This window comes from Pseudomonas spirodelae (assembly GCF_034653255.1).
In the GTDB taxonomy this organism is placed as follows: domain Bacteria; phylum Pseudomonadota; class Gammaproteobacteria; order Pseudomonadales; family Pseudomonadaceae; genus Aquipseudomonas; species Aquipseudomonas spirodelae.
Genome location: NZ_JAYEET010000039.1, coordinates 248,786 through 265,126, shown reverse-complemented (window position 1 = coordinate 265,126; position 16,341 = coordinate 248,786). Strand labels below are relative to the sequence as shown.

16 protein-coding genes are annotated in these 16,341 nt (G+C 59.6%); 4 read left to right on the top strand and 12 right to left on the bottom strand.

From position 1 onward, the window contains the following. Nucleotides 1-15: 15 nt before the first annotated feature. The 3 genes from cgtA to rplU form a co-directional block, all read right to left on the bottom strand. Complete coding sequence (gene cgtA / locus SOP97_RS12955) at nt 16-1,239, bottom strand: Obg family GTPase CgtA (protein ID WP_322949384.1); 1,224 nt, start codon at nt 1,237-1,239, stop codon at nt 16-18. 175 nt (nt 1,240-1,414) lie between these two features. Further along, complete coding sequence (gene rpmA / locus SOP97_RS12950) at nt 1,415-1,672, bottom strand: 50S ribosomal protein L27 (RefSeq protein WP_003176049.1); 258 nt, start codon at nt 1,670-1,672, stop codon at nt 1,415-1,417. 39 nt (nt 1,673-1,711) lie between these two features. Continuing rightward, nucleotides 1,712-2,023: a 50S ribosomal protein L21 gene (gene rplU, locus SOP97_RS12945; protein ID WP_274087301.1), complete on the bottom strand. Its 312-nt coding sequence runs from the start codon at nt 2,021-2,023 to the stop codon at nt 1,712-1,714. Between the two features lie 245 nt (nt 2,024-2,268). Here rplU and SOP97_RS12940 point away from each other — a divergent pair, with 245 nt between their 5' ends. Both SOP97_RS12940 and SOP97_RS12935 read left to right on the top strand, forming a co-directional pair. Next, the gene (locus SOP97_RS12940; protein ID WP_322949383.1) at nt 2,269-3,237 is read left to right on the top strand and encodes a polyprenyl synthetase family protein; all 969 of its coding nucleotides are present in this window, start codon (nt 2,269-2,271) and stop codon (nt 3,235-3,237) included. A 203-nt stretch (nt 3,238-3,440) separates the two neighbouring features. After that, entirely contained in the window at nt 3,441-3,668 is a 228-nt protein-coding gene (locus SOP97_RS12935) for a PA4570 family protein (RefSeq protein ID WP_090249418.1), read from the top strand. Between the two features lie 76 nt (nt 3,669-3,744). Here SOP97_RS12935 and SOP97_RS12930 read toward each other — a convergent pair whose 3' ends face one another. The 8 genes from SOP97_RS12930 to SOP97_RS12895 all read right to left on the bottom strand — a co-directional run bounded on the left by SOP97_RS12930 (nt 3,745) and on the right by SOP97_RS12895 (nt 11,648). After that, the gene (locus tag SOP97_RS12930) at nt 3,745-4,362 is read right to left on the bottom strand and encodes an FKBP-type peptidyl-prolyl cis-trans isomerase (protein WP_322949382.1); all 618 of its coding nucleotides are present in this window, start codon (nt 4,360-4,362) and stop codon (nt 3,745-3,747) included. Nucleotides 4,363-4,424: 62 nt separating this feature from the next. Then, a complete protein-coding gene (locus tag SOP97_RS12925) occupies nt 4,425-4,571 on the bottom strand; it encodes a DUF2256 domain-containing protein (protein ID WP_274087298.1) in 147 nt (48 codons plus the stop codon). Next, nucleotides 4,568-6,103: a cryptochrome/photolyase family protein gene (locus SOP97_RS12920; protein WP_322949381.1), complete on the bottom strand. Its 1,536-nt coding sequence runs from the start codon at nt 6,101-6,103 to the stop codon at nt 4,568-4,570. Before SOP97_RS12920 ends, SOP97_RS12925 begins: the two co-directional genes overlap by 4 nt. Then, a complete protein-coding gene (locus SOP97_RS12915) occupies nt 6,100-7,500 on the bottom strand; it encodes a 3'-5' exonuclease family protein (RefSeq protein WP_274087296.1) in 1,401 nt (466 codons plus the stop codon). Before SOP97_RS12915 ends, SOP97_RS12920 begins: the two co-directional genes overlap by 4 nt. 4 nt (nt 7,501-7,504) lie before the next feature. Then, the gene (locus tag SOP97_RS12910; protein ID WP_274087295.1) at nt 7,505-7,810 is read right to left on the bottom strand and encodes a DUF6482 family protein; all 306 of its coding nucleotides are present in this window, start codon (nt 7,808-7,810) and stop codon (nt 7,505-7,507) included. A gap of 141 nt (nt 7,811-7,951) precedes the next feature. Then, on the bottom strand, nt 7,952-8,440 hold the full coding sequence (locus SOP97_RS12905; RefSeq protein ID WP_274087294.1) for a TIGR00645 family protein: 489 nt from the start codon (nt 8,438-8,440) through the stop codon (nt 7,952-7,954). 202 nt (nt 8,441-8,642) lie between these two features. Further along, nucleotides 8,643-8,984: a PA4575 family protein gene (locus tag SOP97_RS12900; protein WP_274087321.1), complete on the bottom strand. Its 342-nt coding sequence runs from the start codon at nt 8,982-8,984 to the stop codon at nt 8,643-8,645. Nucleotides 8,985-9,182: 198 nt separating this feature from the next. Next, a complete protein-coding gene (locus SOP97_RS12895) occupies nt 9,183-11,648 on the bottom strand; it encodes a Lon protease family protein (RefSeq protein WP_322949380.1) in 2,466 nt (821 codons plus the stop codon). Between the two features lie 366 nt (nt 11,649-12,014). Here SOP97_RS12895 and SOP97_RS12890 point away from each other — a divergent pair, with 366 nt between their 5' ends. Then, complete coding sequence (locus tag SOP97_RS12890; RefSeq protein WP_322949379.1) at nt 12,015-12,503, top strand: DUF3015 domain-containing protein; 489 nt, start codon at nt 12,015-12,017, stop codon at nt 12,501-12,503. Between the two features lie 102 nt (nt 12,504-12,605). Beyond that, on the top strand, nt 12,606-14,462 hold the full coding sequence (locus SOP97_RS12885) for an Lnb N-terminal periplasmic domain-containing protein (protein ID WP_322949457.1): 1,857 nt from the start codon (nt 12,606-12,608) through the stop codon (nt 14,460-14,462). A 58-nt stretch (nt 14,463-14,520) separates the two neighbouring features. On the opposite strand, the gene ettA is transcribed toward SOP97_RS12885, so the two are convergent. After that, entirely contained in the window at nt 14,521-16,188 is a 1,668-nt protein-coding gene (gene ettA, locus SOP97_RS12880; RefSeq protein ID WP_274087290.1) for an energy-dependent translational throttle protein EttA, read from the bottom strand. Between the last annotated feature and the right edge of the window lie 153 nt (nt 16,189-16,341).

Below are 16,341 nucleotides of genomic sequence, written 5' to 3'. Positions count from 1 at the left end.
CGTTTTTGTAGTTGCTTAATCCCGGACGTAAATGATTTCCGGGCCATCGTCTTCGTCTTCTTGATCCCAGAAGCCGTCATCTTCCTCAACGTCACTGACCGCCCGAACCCCGGAGCGACGCAGCGCACGCTTATCATCCAGCGCCTGCAACTGGGCACGCGCCTCATCTTCGATACGCGTATCCAGCTCAGCCAATTCAGCGGCGAACTCGGGATTCTCCTGAATACGCTCAGCACGCGCCTCAAGGAAATCCATGATGTCATAACACAGCTGCTCAGTCCCTTCGCGGGCCAGGGCAGAAATCACATACACCGGCCCCTTCCATTCGATCCGCTCGACGATTTCAGCGATGCGCGCCTCTTGCTCCTCTTCGAGGATCTGATCCGCCTTGTTCAGCACCAGCCAGCGCTCGCGCTCAGCCAGCGACGGACTGAACTTGGTCAGCTCATCAATAATGGTGGCTGCCGACTCAGCAGGATCGGTCAGATCCAACGGCGCCATATCCACGAGGTGCAGCAACAAGCGGGTACGCGACAAGTGTTTGAGAAAGCGAATACCCAGACCCGCGCCCTCGGACGCACCCTCGATCAACCCCGGAATATCGGCAACAACAAAACTCTTGTAGCGATCTACACTGACCACGCCCAGATTGGGGATCAGGGTAGTAAACGGATAATCTGCCACTTTCGGCTTGGCCGCAGAGACCGAGCGGATAAAGGTGCTCTTGCCGGCATTTGGCAAGCCCAGCAGACCCACATCCGCCAGCACCTTCAATTCCATCTTCAGGTCGCGCGCATCACCCGGCTTGCCCGGCGTAGTCTGCCGCGGCGCTCGGTTGGTACTCGACTTGAAGCGCGTATTACCCAACCCGTGCCAGCCACCCTGCGCCACCAGCAAGCGCTGACCCGCACGAGTCAGGTCACCAATGACTTCCTGCGTGCCGGCATCAATCACCGTGGTACCAATCGGCACCGGCAGGATCAAATCCTCACCCTTGGCACCTGTGCAGTCGGTACTGCCACCCTTCTCACCATTCGGCGCCTGGAAGCGGCGCGTGTAGCGGTAGTCGACCAGGGTATTGAGGTTGGCAAACGCTTCGATATAGATCGAGCCGCCATCACCACCATCACCGCCGTTAGGGCCGCCATTTTCAATGAACTTCTCACGACGGAAGCTCATCATGCCGTTGCCACCATCACCGGCCTTTACAGAAATCGATACTTCATCGACGAATTTCATAGGTACGCCTCCCGCAACAAGGCGGGTTATCTAAAACGAGAAACACCAGGTTCTTGCAAAATTGACCTGCATTCAATTTGAACGCTAGCACCCAGGACAGTTTGGCAAGAACCCCAATAATACAGAAACAAAAAAGCCCCGTCGCAAGGACGGGGCTTTCCCAGCAGTCGCGCAATTAAGCCGCAACGACGCTCACGTAACGACGGTTGAACGCGCCTTTTACTTCAAACTTGATCACGCCTTCGATTTTCGCGAAGAGGGTGTGATCCTTACCCATGCCAACGCCGTAACCGGCGTGGAACTGGGTGCCGCGCTGACGCACGATGATGTTGCCAGGGATGATTTTCTGGCCGCCATACATCTTCACGCCAAGGCGTTTGGCTTCTGAGTCGCGACCGTTGCGGGTACTACCGCCAGCTTTTTTGTGTGCCATGAGTTCAATACTCCTATAAAGGGATCAGACTGAAACGAGTTAAGCCTGGATACCGGTGATTTTGATCTCGGTGTACCACTGACGGTGGCCCTGGCGCTTCATGTGGTGCTTACGACGACGGAACTTGATGATGGTGACCTTGTCGTGACGGCCTTGAGCGATCACTTCAGCTACAACCTTGGCACCTTCAACAACCGGCGCGCCGATTTTAACGTCGTCACCATTGCCGACCAACAGAACACGATCAAAAGTCACGGCTTCGCCAGTGGCCAGCTCGAGCTTTTCGATCTTGAGGAATTCGCCTTCGGCGACTTTGTATTGCTTGCCACCGGTAACAATTACTGCGTACATGGTAAATCTCCGTTAATCCTGCTCACCCAGCGCTTTATAGGAATAAGTGTCGGCTGGCATGGCTGCTCGGGGCCGTAAGGACACCCTTGCAATTGCGTAAGGCAGGGAAATACCCAGGGGGAAGTTCAGGGTGCGCGATTGTACGCAAGCCGCAAGCCCGACGCAAGACCGCAAGGCACTTGCCTTGACAGCCCCTACCCTGCCCCATAGCATGCCGCGCAACCCATGAACAGCAGGTGTAAGCAATGCAACCCCAGGCTTTCTACCGCGTGGTGGCGGATGACTTTACCGCCGTCGACGGCATCATCCGCGCCCAACTGGTGTCGCGCGTACCGCTGGTAGAGAAGATCGGCGACTACATTATTTCCGCAGGCGGTAAACGTTTGCGCCCCTTGCTGGTTCTGCTTAGCGGCAAAGCGCTGGGCCTGGACGGCGACAAGTTGCGCCTGCTTGCTGCCACCATCGAGTTCCTGCATACCGCCACTCTGCTGCACGACGACGTGGTCGACATGTCCGACATGCGCCGCGGCCGCAGCACGGCCAATGCGCAGTGGGGCAATGCGCCAAGCGTGCTGGTTGGCGACTTCCTTTATTCGCGCTCGTTCGAAATGATGGTCGAGCTGGGCTCCATGCCCGTGATGAAGATACTGTCCAAGGCCACCCGGGTGATTGCCGAAGGCGAAGTGCTGCAACTGTCGAAGATCCGCGACGCCAGCACCACGGAAGAAACCTATATGGAGGTCATCCGCGGCAAGACGGCGATGCTCTTCGAGGCCTCGACCCACAGCGCCGCCGCCCTGGCCAACGCCGACAGCACGCAAACTGAAGCCCTACGCACCTTCGGCGACCACCTCGGCGTGGCCTTCCAGCTGGTCGACGACCTACTCGATTACCGCGGCGACGCGACTGCACTCGGCAAAAACGTTGGCGACGACCTAGCCGAAGGCAAGCCAACCTTGCCGCTGATCTACACCATGCGCGAAGGCACGCCTGAACAAGCGGCCTTGGTACGCCAGGCCATTCAGAAAGGCGGCATCGAAGACCTGGAGAGCATCCGCAACGCAGTTGAAGCCGCCGGTGCCCTGGACTACACCGCCCAGCAAGCGCGCAATTATGCCGACCGCGCGATCACGTGCCTGGATGCGCTACCCACTAGCGAATACCGTGACGCACTCATTGAACTTTGCCGCTTTGCAGTAGCCCGCACGCACTAGCAACCCGCCTGCGATCAAGAGCCCGTCCCTATGACGGGCTTTTTATGGCCTGCCATCTATGGCGGCGCCCCTGTGGGTCGTCGCTGCGCGAGGTTAAAAATCGCAGCAGCTGTTTTCAGCTCACGCGACGAAAGGCAGCAATTAAGCCTTGCTATAAACATAATAGGAATTATTCTCATCTAAGCATTTAAGGGAGATGAGTGATGACCTACCTAATCGATGCCTGGCTGGACCGCCCGCAGCCGTATCTGCGCATTCTTAATCGCAACACCGGCGAAGTTTGCGCACTGCTTAAGGAAGATGCACTGGATGAGCTGCGTGATCAGGGCGATCTGGATTTGCACGAGCTGAACTCCAGCGAGCCGTTGGTGCTCAAGGAGCTGGTACGTAATCTGTTTCTGTACTGCTATGCCCGGGCGTTGCGCCCCTGAAACGCATCGCGGGCGTGGCCCGCTCCTACTAAGTCGTAGGAACCAGCCACGCCCGCGAAGGGAAGCGCCAGAGACGTTAGAGAACGTCCAGCAGCTCTACGTCAAACACCAGCACGCTGTGCGGCGGGATGCTGCCAACGCCTTGCTCGCCATAAGCCAGCTCGCTTGGCACATACAGGCGCCATTTGCTGCCAGCATTCATCAGCTGCAGGGCTTCGGTCCAACCAGCGATCACGCCGCCGACCGGAAACTCAGCAGGCTCGCCACGATCGTAGGAGCTGTCAAATACAGTGCCGTCGATCAGGGTGCCGTGGTAATGAGCACGAATGGTGTCTTCACGGGTCGGCATCGCGCCAGCACCGCTGTTCAGCACTTCGTACTGCAGGCCAGACGCCAATACAGTAATGCCATCGCGCTTGGCGTTTTCTGCCAAGAAAGCCAGGCCAGCACCAGCAGCGGCCTCAGCCTTGGCTGCAGCTTCAGCTTGCATGATGTCGCGGATCACCTTGAAGCTGGCAGTCATATCGGCTTCGCTAACGCGGCTCGGCTGACCGTTGAACGCATCAGTCAGACCCGCCAGGATGGCCTCCAGGCTTACACCCGGCGGCGGGTTGTCGCTCAGTTGACCGCCCAGTTGGCGGCCGATGCCGTAGCTGACGCGAGTTTCATCAGTCGAGAGATTGATTTCGGACATAGCACTGCTCCGCTAGGGGCTGAAAAAAGGTCGGCCAGCCTAGCACAAACCGCCTGCCCGCCCTACCCGCCTGCAGCGCCTTGGCGATTGCGCCGGCAGCGCTCGGAGCAGTACTTCACCTCATCCCAGCAACGTGCCCATTTCTTGCGCCAGGTGAACGGCAAGCCGCATTTCTGACAGGTCTTTACCGGCAAGTCGGCTTTTTTCACAACGCCTCACCGGCATCCAGCCGCGCCAACAGTTGTTCACCGCGCAGCCAGAGCCCCTGCTGCTTGGCCTCAGTCATCTTATCCAGGTTCCGGTAAATCATGCCCAAGCGGTGATTTGCACCGAGTTGCTCACGGTGGCGCATTAAAAAGTGCCAGTACAGAGCATTGAACGGGCAAGCCTGCTCACCCACGCTCTCGCTGACTTTGTACGCGCAGTCGCCACAGTAATTGGACATCCGCTTGATGTACTGCCCGCTCGAACAATACGGCTTGGAGCCCAGATAGCCGCCATCAGCATGCATGACCATGCCCAGGGTGTTGGGCAGCTCGACCCAGTCGAAGGCATCCATATACACCGCCAAGTACCAGTCACACACCTGACTGGGCTGGATCCCGGCCAGTAAGGCGAAGTTGCCTGTGACCATCAGCCGTTGGATATGGTGGGCATAGGCGTGCTCCAGCGTCTGGCCGATGGCCTGGTTCATGCACTTCATGCGGGTTTTACCGGTCCAGTAGAACTCGGGCAGCGGCCGGGTATTGCCGAAGGCATTGCGCTCGGCGTACTCGGGCATGTGCAGCCAATAGATGCCGCGCACGTATTCACGCCAACCGATCAACTGACGGATAAAGCCCTCGGCAGCGTTCAGCGGCACCTGGCCACGCCAATAGGCGGCTTCGACATCAGCACATAGGCGGCGCACATCCAGCAGACCGATGTTAAGCGCCGCACTGATTCGCGCATGAAACAGAAACGGCTCACCGACCGCCATGGCGTCTTGATAATCGCCGAAAGCTGGCAGGGCGAAATCAAGAAAGTGCTGCCACAGCGCCTCGGCCTCGGCGTGGGTCACCGGGTAATCGAAGGACGCCAGGCTGCCGTAGTGATGACTGAAGCGCTCAGCCACCAGCGCCAGCACTTCCTGGGTAATAGCATCCGCTGGGAAGCGCGCGGTCATCGGCGCCTTTACCTGTTTGGGCAGCGCCTTGCGGTTTTCCGCATCGAAGTTCCACGCACCGCCTACCGGCGTGCCGTCGCCATTCATTAACAACCCGGTCTTACGGCGCATCTCGCGGTAAAAGAACTCCATACGCAGTTGCTTGCGCCCTTCGGCCCAAAGGGCGAACTCATCGCGGCCACAGACAAAGCGATGATCGGCATGCCAGGTGATCGGCACGTCGCAGTGCTGCAACTGATCCTCCAGGCGCCATTCACCGCACTCAGTCAGGTGCACCTCGGCGGCTTGCAACTGCGCTGCCCAGCGCTGCAACTCGCCAGGCAGCGAACCGCTGTTATCGGAGTCATCGAGTTTGACGTAATACACGCGCCAGCCGCGCTCACACAGGGCCTCGGCGAAGTGGCGCATGGCACTGAAGATCAGGGCGATTTTCTGCGGGTGGTGCGGCACATAATCGGTTTCCGCCGCCACCTCGGCGAGCAGCACGGCATCGCGCTGCGGATCCAGCGCTTGCAGGCTGGGTAAGTCGAACGACAGCTGGTCACCCAGCACCAGGGCAAGACGGCGAACACTCATAAAACAACGACCTCGGTGTGCGGAAAGCGCCTTAAATGGCTGCGCAGGATGTGATACGCGTCGAGGCTGAATGCCTGAGCGGGGTGCTGCCGGGCCGCATCAATCAGCGCGGGATCATCGACGGTGGCCACGTGTCGCCACTGATCGAGCACATGCCATTGGCACACGCGCTGTTCTAGATCGCGCTCAACTAGGGCAACTGGGCCCGGCCATGGCCATGTGGCAATGCGTAACTGCTCACAGCCCGCAAGCAAGCGGGCATCGTGTATTTCGCGCGGCTCACGCCCGCAGCACGCCCCCCGACACCCGCCAAGCTGCGTGGCAAAACACGCACCGTCACCGCGTTCCAGGCCTAACACGCGCAAGCACAATTGGCTGCGCCCGGCCTCACTGCGCAGCCACGCATGGGCCTGACGCCGTGAGCGAAACAGCCCCACGCTGCTGACCTCGGCAGCGCCCTGCCCCACAGCTTGCAACTCAGGCCGCAAGCCATCTGCGGCGGCGATAAGCGCCCAGGTCAATAGGTCGCGCTGACGGCGAAGCTGGCGGTTATACAGCGGCAGCAGGCGCTTTACTTCAGCGGACTCCAGCAGCAGCGCCCCCAACTCTCCAGCCGTCGGCTGCACGCGGATATCACGCACCTGCTGAGCCATCTGCAGGCTGCGGCGGCTGTGATGATCATTCTGGAAGTGCGACTGCACCCGCTGGCGCACATTGCGGCTTTTGCCGATATACAGCAGGGCCTGATTCTCACCGTAGAAGTAGTAAACCCCGGGGCTGGCGGGTAAGGCCTGCAGCCGCTCAGCCGTCATAAACCGCGGCACGGCGGCTTTGCGCAGCTGCCGTCCGACCTGCTGACTCAAGACATCGTGCGGCACCTGCGCCACCAGCTTTAACAGCAACTGCCAAACAGCCTCGGCGTCTGGCAATGCGCGGTGTTGAAAAAAACGGTTAATGCCCTGCGCCACGCAAAGCGCATCAAGAGAATGGTTGGGCAAGTCAGGCCAAGCAGCGCGGGCTAACTGCAAGGTGCATAACTGGCGATAGCGCACAGGCTGCCCAGCAATAGCAAAGCCACGCCGTAAGAAGGCATGGGCGACGCGCAAGTTGTGGCCAACCACAACCCGCCCCTGCAAGCAGCGCGCAAGTTCAGCGGCAATCTGGCTAAACCGCGGCTGGTCGAGCAACTCTGCCGGCAGCACGCCTGATGTGCGCGAGACGCTGGCTGGCAAACCACCGGCAGGGTTGATTAACCAGCTGTGCCGCGCCGTGACCGCGCCGCCATCAACCTGCAACACCGCCGCTTCCCAGATGCCATCCTTGTCGGGGTGCATACCTGTGATCTGCACATCCACGATGGCAAGCGCACGGGCAAACAGTGAGGCCGCTGCGGTCACATCACTACCACGAGGAAATAAAGGAAATCGGCACGCGCAGGACATCTTGAGTGCCGTCTTGCATACCGCACATCTCGTCATGCACCACGGCATGCACCAAGTGGAACGGGATCGGCGGCATGTCGGTGAGCATATCGCGCGCGTGTTCAACCGAGCGCAGGTGCAGGGTTTTACCGTTGCCATCGCGCAGCGGGTGGACACGCCCATCCATGTGCGCTTCGAGCAAGTAGATACCGCCCTCAATGGAAATAAGATTGAGCGCGTCGATATGCCCGGCATGGGCGTGCTGCGACAGGTTTTGCAGATTCATGGCGATTACCTCAGGCGAGCGAAGTTATACAAAAAATCATACAAATACAATTCTTGTACAACACAGCAAAAGCACAAGGCCAAACGCAAACCGCCCGTCCGTTTTGCAACGGCCGGGCGGCGGGTGACTCGCTCAGAAAAATCAGTGCTTGGTCAGCTTATCCAGGTAACCCATGGCGAAGGCCGACAGCACAAACGCCATGTGAATGATCACGTACCACATCAGCTTGCTGTCAGGGATGTTCTGCGCATTCATAAACACCTTGAGCAGGTGGATAGAGGAAATCGCCACGATGGATGCCGCCACCTTCATTTTCAGCGAGCTGGAGTCCATCTTGCCCAGCCAGCTGAGTTTTTCGGTGCCCTCGGCGATATCCAGCTGGGAAACAAAATTCTCGTAGCCGGAAATCATCACCATCACCAGCAAGCCGCCAACCAGGGCCATGTCGATCAGCGACAACAGCACCAGAATCAGATCCGCCTCGGCCATGGCAAAGACATTGGGCAGGATATGAAAGACTTCCTGAAAGAACTTCAACGCCAATGCCAGCAACGCCAGCGACAGGCCAAAATAAATAGGCGCCAGCAGCCAGCGCGAGGCATACATGGCGTTTTCGATAAAGCGTTCCATAGGGGCTCTCTCAGGGTTTAAAACTGGCGGCGAGTATACCCAGCGCCCTCACTCAAACAACCCTGGAGTGTGGCAATAGATGACAAGCCCGGTTATCCCCGGCAACTGTGGATAACCTTGTGCGTAGGCTCAGGATCAATGGCTGTAAGCCAACTATTTCTAAGGCTGGCGAAGCCTGATCAAATACTCACCACATGCGCGCTCAGGTATCCGGCTGGGACTGAAAATCCCCAACAGGGTGACCCCGCTCGGCGTTCAAGCGGCGTAACGCGGCCTGGATATGCAGCCGCCAGATCGGTACATCGCTGCAGGGTTGATACCCCATGACACACAGGTTTTCGGCGATATCAACGAGGATGCGTTCGGCCGACAAAGCCCCGCGGAATGGGCCCTGCGCCTTGATTGCAGAAGGTTGAGCGCCCGCCATGCCCGCGGCGCAGATTAGCGCCCAGAGCCCCTCGTTGCCGGCCAGCGGCAGCACCATGCATTCGATGCGTGTATCCAGGCCCAGACAATGACGGGTGAGATTGAGGCTGCGCGACATGGCGACGACCCTCTCGGTAGCAAGCATTCAGCCTACACCCGAGTAAGCGCCAGAGGGAAGCCAACAGTTACCCCCATACACTGTGGATAACTGTGTGGATGAATTGAGGAAAAACAGGTCTGAGGCAGATGCACTGGGCGCTACGCTTATTCGCTCAGTGACTGACCAGCCACCGAGCGAACTGTCACAGCCAAGCGGTCACTCGGCCACTGGCTTTTTCACCCGCGGCTTCTTCTCTTTTACTGGCGCGGCGGGGGCCTCTTCCTTTTTCGGCTCGTCCTTGTCGTCGTCTTCCATGCCCATGGCAGCGATGTCACGCAGACGCTCGACCACCCGCGCATTGACGCTGCCCGCGGGGAACTGCCCCTGCTCATTCGGCGTACCCGCGTCGGTGCCGACCAGCAGGCTCAGCGCTTCATCAACCTGACGCACCGCGTAGATATGGAACTGCCCGGCACGCACGGCCTGTAGCACCCGCTCGTCAAGCATCAAGGTGGTGACGTTGGAATGCGGAATGATCGCGCCCTGCTCGCCCGTCAGACCACGGGCCTCACACAGGCGGAAGAAGCCTTCGATCTTCTCGTTGACCCCACCCACCGCCTGCACTTCGCCGAACTGGTTGATCGAGCCGGTAATCGCAAAACACTGCTTGAGCGGGGTACGCGACAAGGCCGAGATCAACGTACACACCTCGCCCAATGACGCACTGTCGCCGTCGACGTAACCGTAGGACTGCTCCAGAGCGATACTCGCAGAGATTTCCAGCGGGAATTCCTGGGCGTAACGACTGCCCAGATAACCAGTGAGGATCATCACGCCCTTGGAGTGGATGGGCTGACCGAGGTTAACCTCGCGCTCGATGTCGACGATGCCGCTGCCGCCCGGATAGACCGTGGCAGAAATCCGCGCGGGCACGCCGAAGGCCGAGTCACCGACTTCCAGCACGGTCAGGCCGTTGCACTTGCCCACGGCGGCGCCTGCAGTGTCAATCAGGATGATCCCGGCGAGCATGTCATCGATAATCCGCGCTGAGACGCGTCCGGTGCGCGTGGCCTTGGCTTTTAGCGCGCGCTCGATATGCCCGGCGTCGGTCACTTCATCACCCGCCAGACTGCGGATAAAGTCGGCCTCACTGACCAATTGGAACAGGTCGCCAATGCGCGCTGACAAACGCCCCTGGTGTTCGGCCAGGCGCGCACTGTAGGTCGCCACCCGCGCGACGGCGGCGGCTGTCAGCGGCGCCATGCCCTCTTCCGAAGTGCGGGTTTTCATCAACTGAGCGAACTGTTCCAGGCTGTCGTCGGCCAACGGAATGTCTTCATCGAAGTCGACCAGCACACGGAACATTTCCTGGAAGTCCGGATCGAGGTCCTGCAGCGTGTAATACAGCTGACGCGAACCGATGATCACCACCTTGAGGTGTAGCGGAATCACCTCCGGGGTCAGGGTCACAGTGGCGATTCGGCCGAGATCGCCCAGCGGCGACTCCATTTTCAGCTGGCGCGATTGCAGGGCGCGCTTGAGCGCATCCCAGACAAACGGCTCACCGAGCATTTTCTCGGCTTCAAGAATCAGGAAGCCGCCATTGGCGCGGTGCAATGCGCCGGGGCGCAGCTGGCGGTAGCTGGTGTAGAGCGCGCCCTGGTCGGTGTTGTATTCGATACGGCCGAACAGGTTGTCATAGGTCGGATGCGGCTCGAACACCACCGGCGCACCGCCCTGGGCATGATGGCCCACCACCAGGCTCGGGCAGTACTGCTCTTCGAGCAGCTTGCGCGTTTGCGCGTCGATCTTATCCACCTCGACCAACTGCTCGACCACAGTCTTCAGCAGATTGACCTGCACGGCCTGCAAGTAGGCGCACACCCCGGCATTCTCTGCGTACTTCTGCGACAGCGGCGCCAGCAACGGCTGCAACGCGACGGTGATGGTTTCTTCATTGAGCTGGCGCAGCAGGTTGCTCGACTCACGCTTCCACTGCGGCAGGCTGGCCAGTTCCTCGTTCAAACGTTCTTCGAGAGCGGCAATATCGGCATGGAAGCGTTCACGATCGGCTTCCGGCAACTGAGCAAACTCGGCCTCATCCAACGCCTTGCCTTCCAGCATCGGGGTAAAGGCGATATTGCTGCTGTCGCGGTACAGGGCAATGCTCTTTTCCAGCGACAAGCGCTCGATGATATCCAGCGCCTGGTCGTAGCGTTTGTTGAAGGCGCGGTCGATGGCGTTCTTCTTCTGCTGAAACGAGGGGTGCTCGAACACTGCAGGGAAGGTCGCCAGCAGGTTGTCGACCAGGCCGTTGATGTCCGCGATAAATTCCGCAGAGTGGCCGGACGGCAGCTCCAGCGCACGCGGCTCGCGGGGCTCGTCGAAATGGTTGACGTAAAAGCGGTCAGCCGGGGTTTCCAGGCGTTTGGCTTCAGCCTTGAGGTAGCGCTTAACAAACGAGAAGCGGCCGGTACCCGGCTCGCCCATAACAAACACGTTATAGCCTGGGCGCGGCATCGCCACGCCGAACTGCAGCGCCTCAACGGCGCGCTCCTGGCCCAATACGCCGCGAAACGGTTCGAGGTCTTCGGTACTGGTGAAGTTGAATTGCTCAGGTGAAAAGGGACGCGTAAGTGCTTCGGGAGCCAAGCGCAAATGAGCTGCGGCAGAGTCTGGCATTGGAAATCCTTAACAGGCGGCAACGGCCGCGGAACGATGGGCCATTCTCGCGCCGCGCAGCGCGCACTGGCAAGGCATCCACGTGGTTTCTGCTCGGCAAAAATCGGCTAAACCAAGCCGCTCAGCACCGAGGAGCGTTTGGCAAAGCCAGTAAAAGCCCCGGCGCGAACAACCCGACGCCTGTCGATAGCACTGCCGCCCATAAAGCCCCGTGCGCGGCACTACTGGTAAACAACACGCGGTAAACCTTCGATCATTGACGTTCTTTTCGGCTCTGCGCTTGACAGCACGCCGATATTGCAAAATGCTCAAGTTGAGGCCAGTGAGTAGTCGGTCGACGTTCCTTCACTTGAAAGAGCACTCCCTATGAAACGGATTCTGATCGGCACCCTACTCACCGTGACCTCCCTGACGGCCCTCGCCGAAGCACCCGGCGGCCCAAGTTGCGGCTGGGGCAATATGTTGTTTGAAGGCCAGCGCGGCCTGCCTTCGCACTTTGTCGCCTCGACCACCAACGGCACATCGGGCAACGCCACCTTCGGCATGACCTCCGGCACCAACGGTTGCTCGACCGACGGCACCCTGACTTATGGCGGCCGATCATTGCTGGCCATCAATGGCATGCTCGACGAGCTGTCCGAAGACATGGCCAAAGGCCAAGGCGAAGCCCTGACCACCTACGCCGTACTGCTGGGCATTGAAGAGCAAGACCGCGCCTATTTCGCGAGCGTGACCCATCAACACTTCAGTGAAATCTTCAGCTCGGCCGACATCACTGGCGAGCAGATGCATGCGGCGACCTTAACCGTCATCAAGCGTGACAGCCGCCTGGCCAAATACGCTCAGCCCGCTTAATCCGCAACCGCCTGCCGGCTGCATGCAGCCGGCAACAACCCTTACACCGCCTTGCGTCACCTGAGTGCTCTGGGTGCTTGCCCTCGCCATTAGTAGATGACTATGCCCAAACACCTGTTATTGAGTTTGTTACTCGCGGCCAGTACGCCCCTGCTCGCCGCCCCGGCGGTATCGCCGCAAGCTCTGGATACGCTCGCCAACGACCCTTACTGGATTGCCCTCGGCCATTACGAAACCGGCAAGTTCGGCGGCTGGCGCAGCTATGTTGATGACAGCGTTTTTTTCCTTGCACAGGACGGCGACAGCGACCCTGCGGCCGAACTCAAGGCCACTTTAAAGGCGCTCTACCAACCCGCCGAAGCAGGCGACAGTCACCCGCAATGCGTGTTTCCCGCGCGCACCCGCTGGCTGCGCGAACGCCTGCAGTTAGACGACCTGCCCAGCCCAACATGCACGGAGTACCGCAGCTGGTTCGATGACATAAAGCCACACCGGACCGTGCTTATTTTCCCGGCGGCCTACTTGAACAGCCCGTCGTCGATGTTCGGCCATACCTTGCTGCGCATCGACCAGGCCGATGTGGATGCCAGCGGGACAGCCCTGCTCAGCTACGCCCTGAACTTTGGTGCCTACATCGAAGGCATGGACAACAGCATGCTGTATGCCTGGAAAGGCCTTATGGGTGGCTATCCGGGGCTGTTTTCACTGGTGTCCTATCGCGCCAAACTGGCCGAATACAGCCGCTTGGAAAATCGCGACCTGTGGGAGTACGAGCTCAATCTGACGCCGGCTGAAACCGCACGCATGGTCGAGCATGTGTGGGAGCTCAAGCAGGTACGCTTCGATTATTTCTTCTTCGACGAGAACTGCTCATTCCGCCTGCTTGAACTGCTGGAAATCGCCCGCCCCGGCGTGGCATTAACCGAGCAGTTCCCACTCACCGCCATCCCCACCGACACCGTGCGCGCCGTCAAACAGGCCGGCCTGGTCGAACGCATCGACTACCGCCCCTCGCGGGAAAAAGAGTTGCTCGCCCGTGCCAGCCAACTCCAGGACAACGAGCAAGATTGGGTGCTGGCCCTGGCTGACGACAGCAGCCTGGTGCATGACCCGGCCTTCCTCGGTTTAGCGCCTGCGCGCCGCGCGCTGATTCAGGATGCCGCCTATCGTTTGGTGCGCTACCACGCCACCGGCGCTGAACGTGACAGTGTGCAGGCCACGCGCAGCTTTGAGCTGTTACAGGCGATCAATCGCAACCCTCCTGGCGAACTTTCGATAGCGCGCCCGGAACTGCCGGAAAATGGCCATCAGTCGCGCACCTGGCAACTGGGCGCCGGCAGCCTTGGCGACCGCAGCTTCGCCGAATACGGCCTGCGCATGGCGTACCACGACCTGAATGACAACCTGGCGGGCTTTCCGCTGGGCGCGCAAATCGAAATTCTGCAACTCAAGCTGCGTCAGTACGAAGGCAATCACTGGCAACTCGAGCGCCTTGATCTGGCCACCATCCGTTCACTGACCCCACGCAACCGCCTGCTGCAACCGCTTTCCTGGCAAGTCGCCGCGGGCCTTGAGCGCGTACCAGGGAAAAATGAGCGCCGTGAGCTGGTCAGCCAGATTAACGGTGGTGCGGGCGGCACCTGGCAATTGGGCAGCGACACCTTGGCCTACGCCATGGCCACCGCACGCGTTGAGCACAACAGTGACTTCGCCGCATTTATCGCACCGGCTGCGGGCTTCAACACAGGGCTGATCTGGAGCAACCGACTGGGAAACCTGAGCCTAGAAGCCAAAGCCGACTACTTTCAGCAAGGCGAAGTACGCCGCAGTGTGGCGCTCAACCAGCAATGGGAACTGTCAGATAACCTCGGTTTACGCATGAGTGCCAGCCGTCAGTTCAGCCATCTGCAAACACCGGAAAACGAGCTGATGCTGTCGCTGCGCTGGTATTACTACTGAATAAACGCGCACAAACAAAAACGGAGCCTTGCGGCTCCGTTTCTATTTTCAGCCTGGCTTACTGCGCCAGCTTCTTGTAACGCACGCGGTGCGGCTGCGCGGCAGCATCACCCAGGCGTTTCTTACGGTCGGCTTCGTACTCGGTGTAGTTACCTTCGAAGAACTCGATGTGCGAGTCATCTTCGTACGCCAGGATGTGGGTCGCCACGCGATCGAGGAACCAGCGATCGTGAGAGATCACGATGGCAGCGCCTGGGAAGTCGAGCAGCGCCTCTTCTAGCGAACGCAGGGTTTCCACGTCGAGGTCGTTGGACGGTTCGTCGAGCAGCAGTACGTTGGCGCCCTCTTTCAGGGTCAACGCCAGGTGCAGACGACCGCGCTCACCACCGGAGAGGTCCTTGACGAACTTCTGCTGGTCGCCGCCCTTGAAGTTGAAGCGCCCTACATAGGTACGCGACGGCACTTCATAGTTACCGATCTTGATCATGTCGGCGCCATCGGAAACGGCCTCCCACACGCTCTTGCTACCGTCGAGGTCGTCGCGGCTCTGGTCGACACAGGCCATTTGCACGGTTTCACCGATCTCGATGCTGCCCGAGTCCGGCTGTTCCTTGCCCATCAGCATGCGGAACAGGGTCGACTTACCGGCGCCGTTACCGCCGATCACGCCGACGATGGCGCCCTTGGGCATGCTGAACGACAGGTTGTCGATCAGCATACGGTCGCCATAGCCCTTACTGACGTTGACGAAGTCGATGACCTTGTCGCCCAGACGCGGGCCGACCGGGATGTAGATTTCGTTGGTTTCGCTGCGCTTCTGGAATTCCTGCGACTGCATTTCCTCGAAGCGCTGCAAGCGTGCCTTGGACTTCGACTGACGAGCCTTGGCGCCTTTGCGCACCCACTCCAGCTCTTCCTTCATGGCTTTTTCGTGAGCCGACTGCTGCTTGGACTCTTGCGCCAGACGGTTCGACTTGGCTTCCAACCAACCGGAATAGTTGCCCTCGTACGGAATACCGGCGCCGCGGTCGAGTTCGAGAATCCAGCCCGCGACGTTATCCAGGAAGTAACGGTCGTGGGTAATCGCCACCACGGTACCCGGGAAGTCGTGGAGGAAGTGCTCCAACCAGGCCACCGAATCGGCGTCCAGGTGGTTGGTTGGTTCGTCGAGCAGCAGCATGTCTGGGGCCGACAGCAGCAGGCGGCACAGGGCTACGCGGCGCTTCTCACCACCAGAGAGCACAGCCACCTTGGCGTCCCAAGCCGGCAGACGCAGGGCGTCGGCGGCCACTTCCAGCTGACGCTCCAGGTTGTGGCCATCGCTGGTTTGCAGAATGGCTTCCAGCTTGGCCTGCTCGGCGGCCAGCTTGTCGAAGTCGGCATCCGGCTCGGCGTAAGCAGCGTAAACCTGATCCAGACGCGCCTGGGCGTCCTTGATCTGGCTGACGGCCTCTTCCACCACTTCACGCACGGTCTTACTCGGGTCGAGCTGCGGTTCCTGCGGCAGGTAACCGATATTCAGCTCGGGCATCGGCCGCGCTTCGCCATTGAACTCGGTATCGACGCCGGCCATGATTTTCAGCAGGGTGGATTTACCCGAACCGTTGAGGCCGAGTACGCCGATCTTCGCGCCAGGGAAGAACGACAGGGAGATGTTCTTGAGGATTTCCCGCTTCGGCGGCACTACTTTGCCGAGCCGATGCATGGTGTAAACGTATTGAGCCATGATGACCTTGATTTTGGAATGAAACGAAAGAGAGTCGCCAACTAATGCGTGCAGCGTGAAACTGCACGGCGGGGACGCAGCCGCCAGGCGACGCCAACGCACTGAACGTAATAATAGTCGCGCGCGCGTAGGGCAAAGCTACCGGAATGCGCG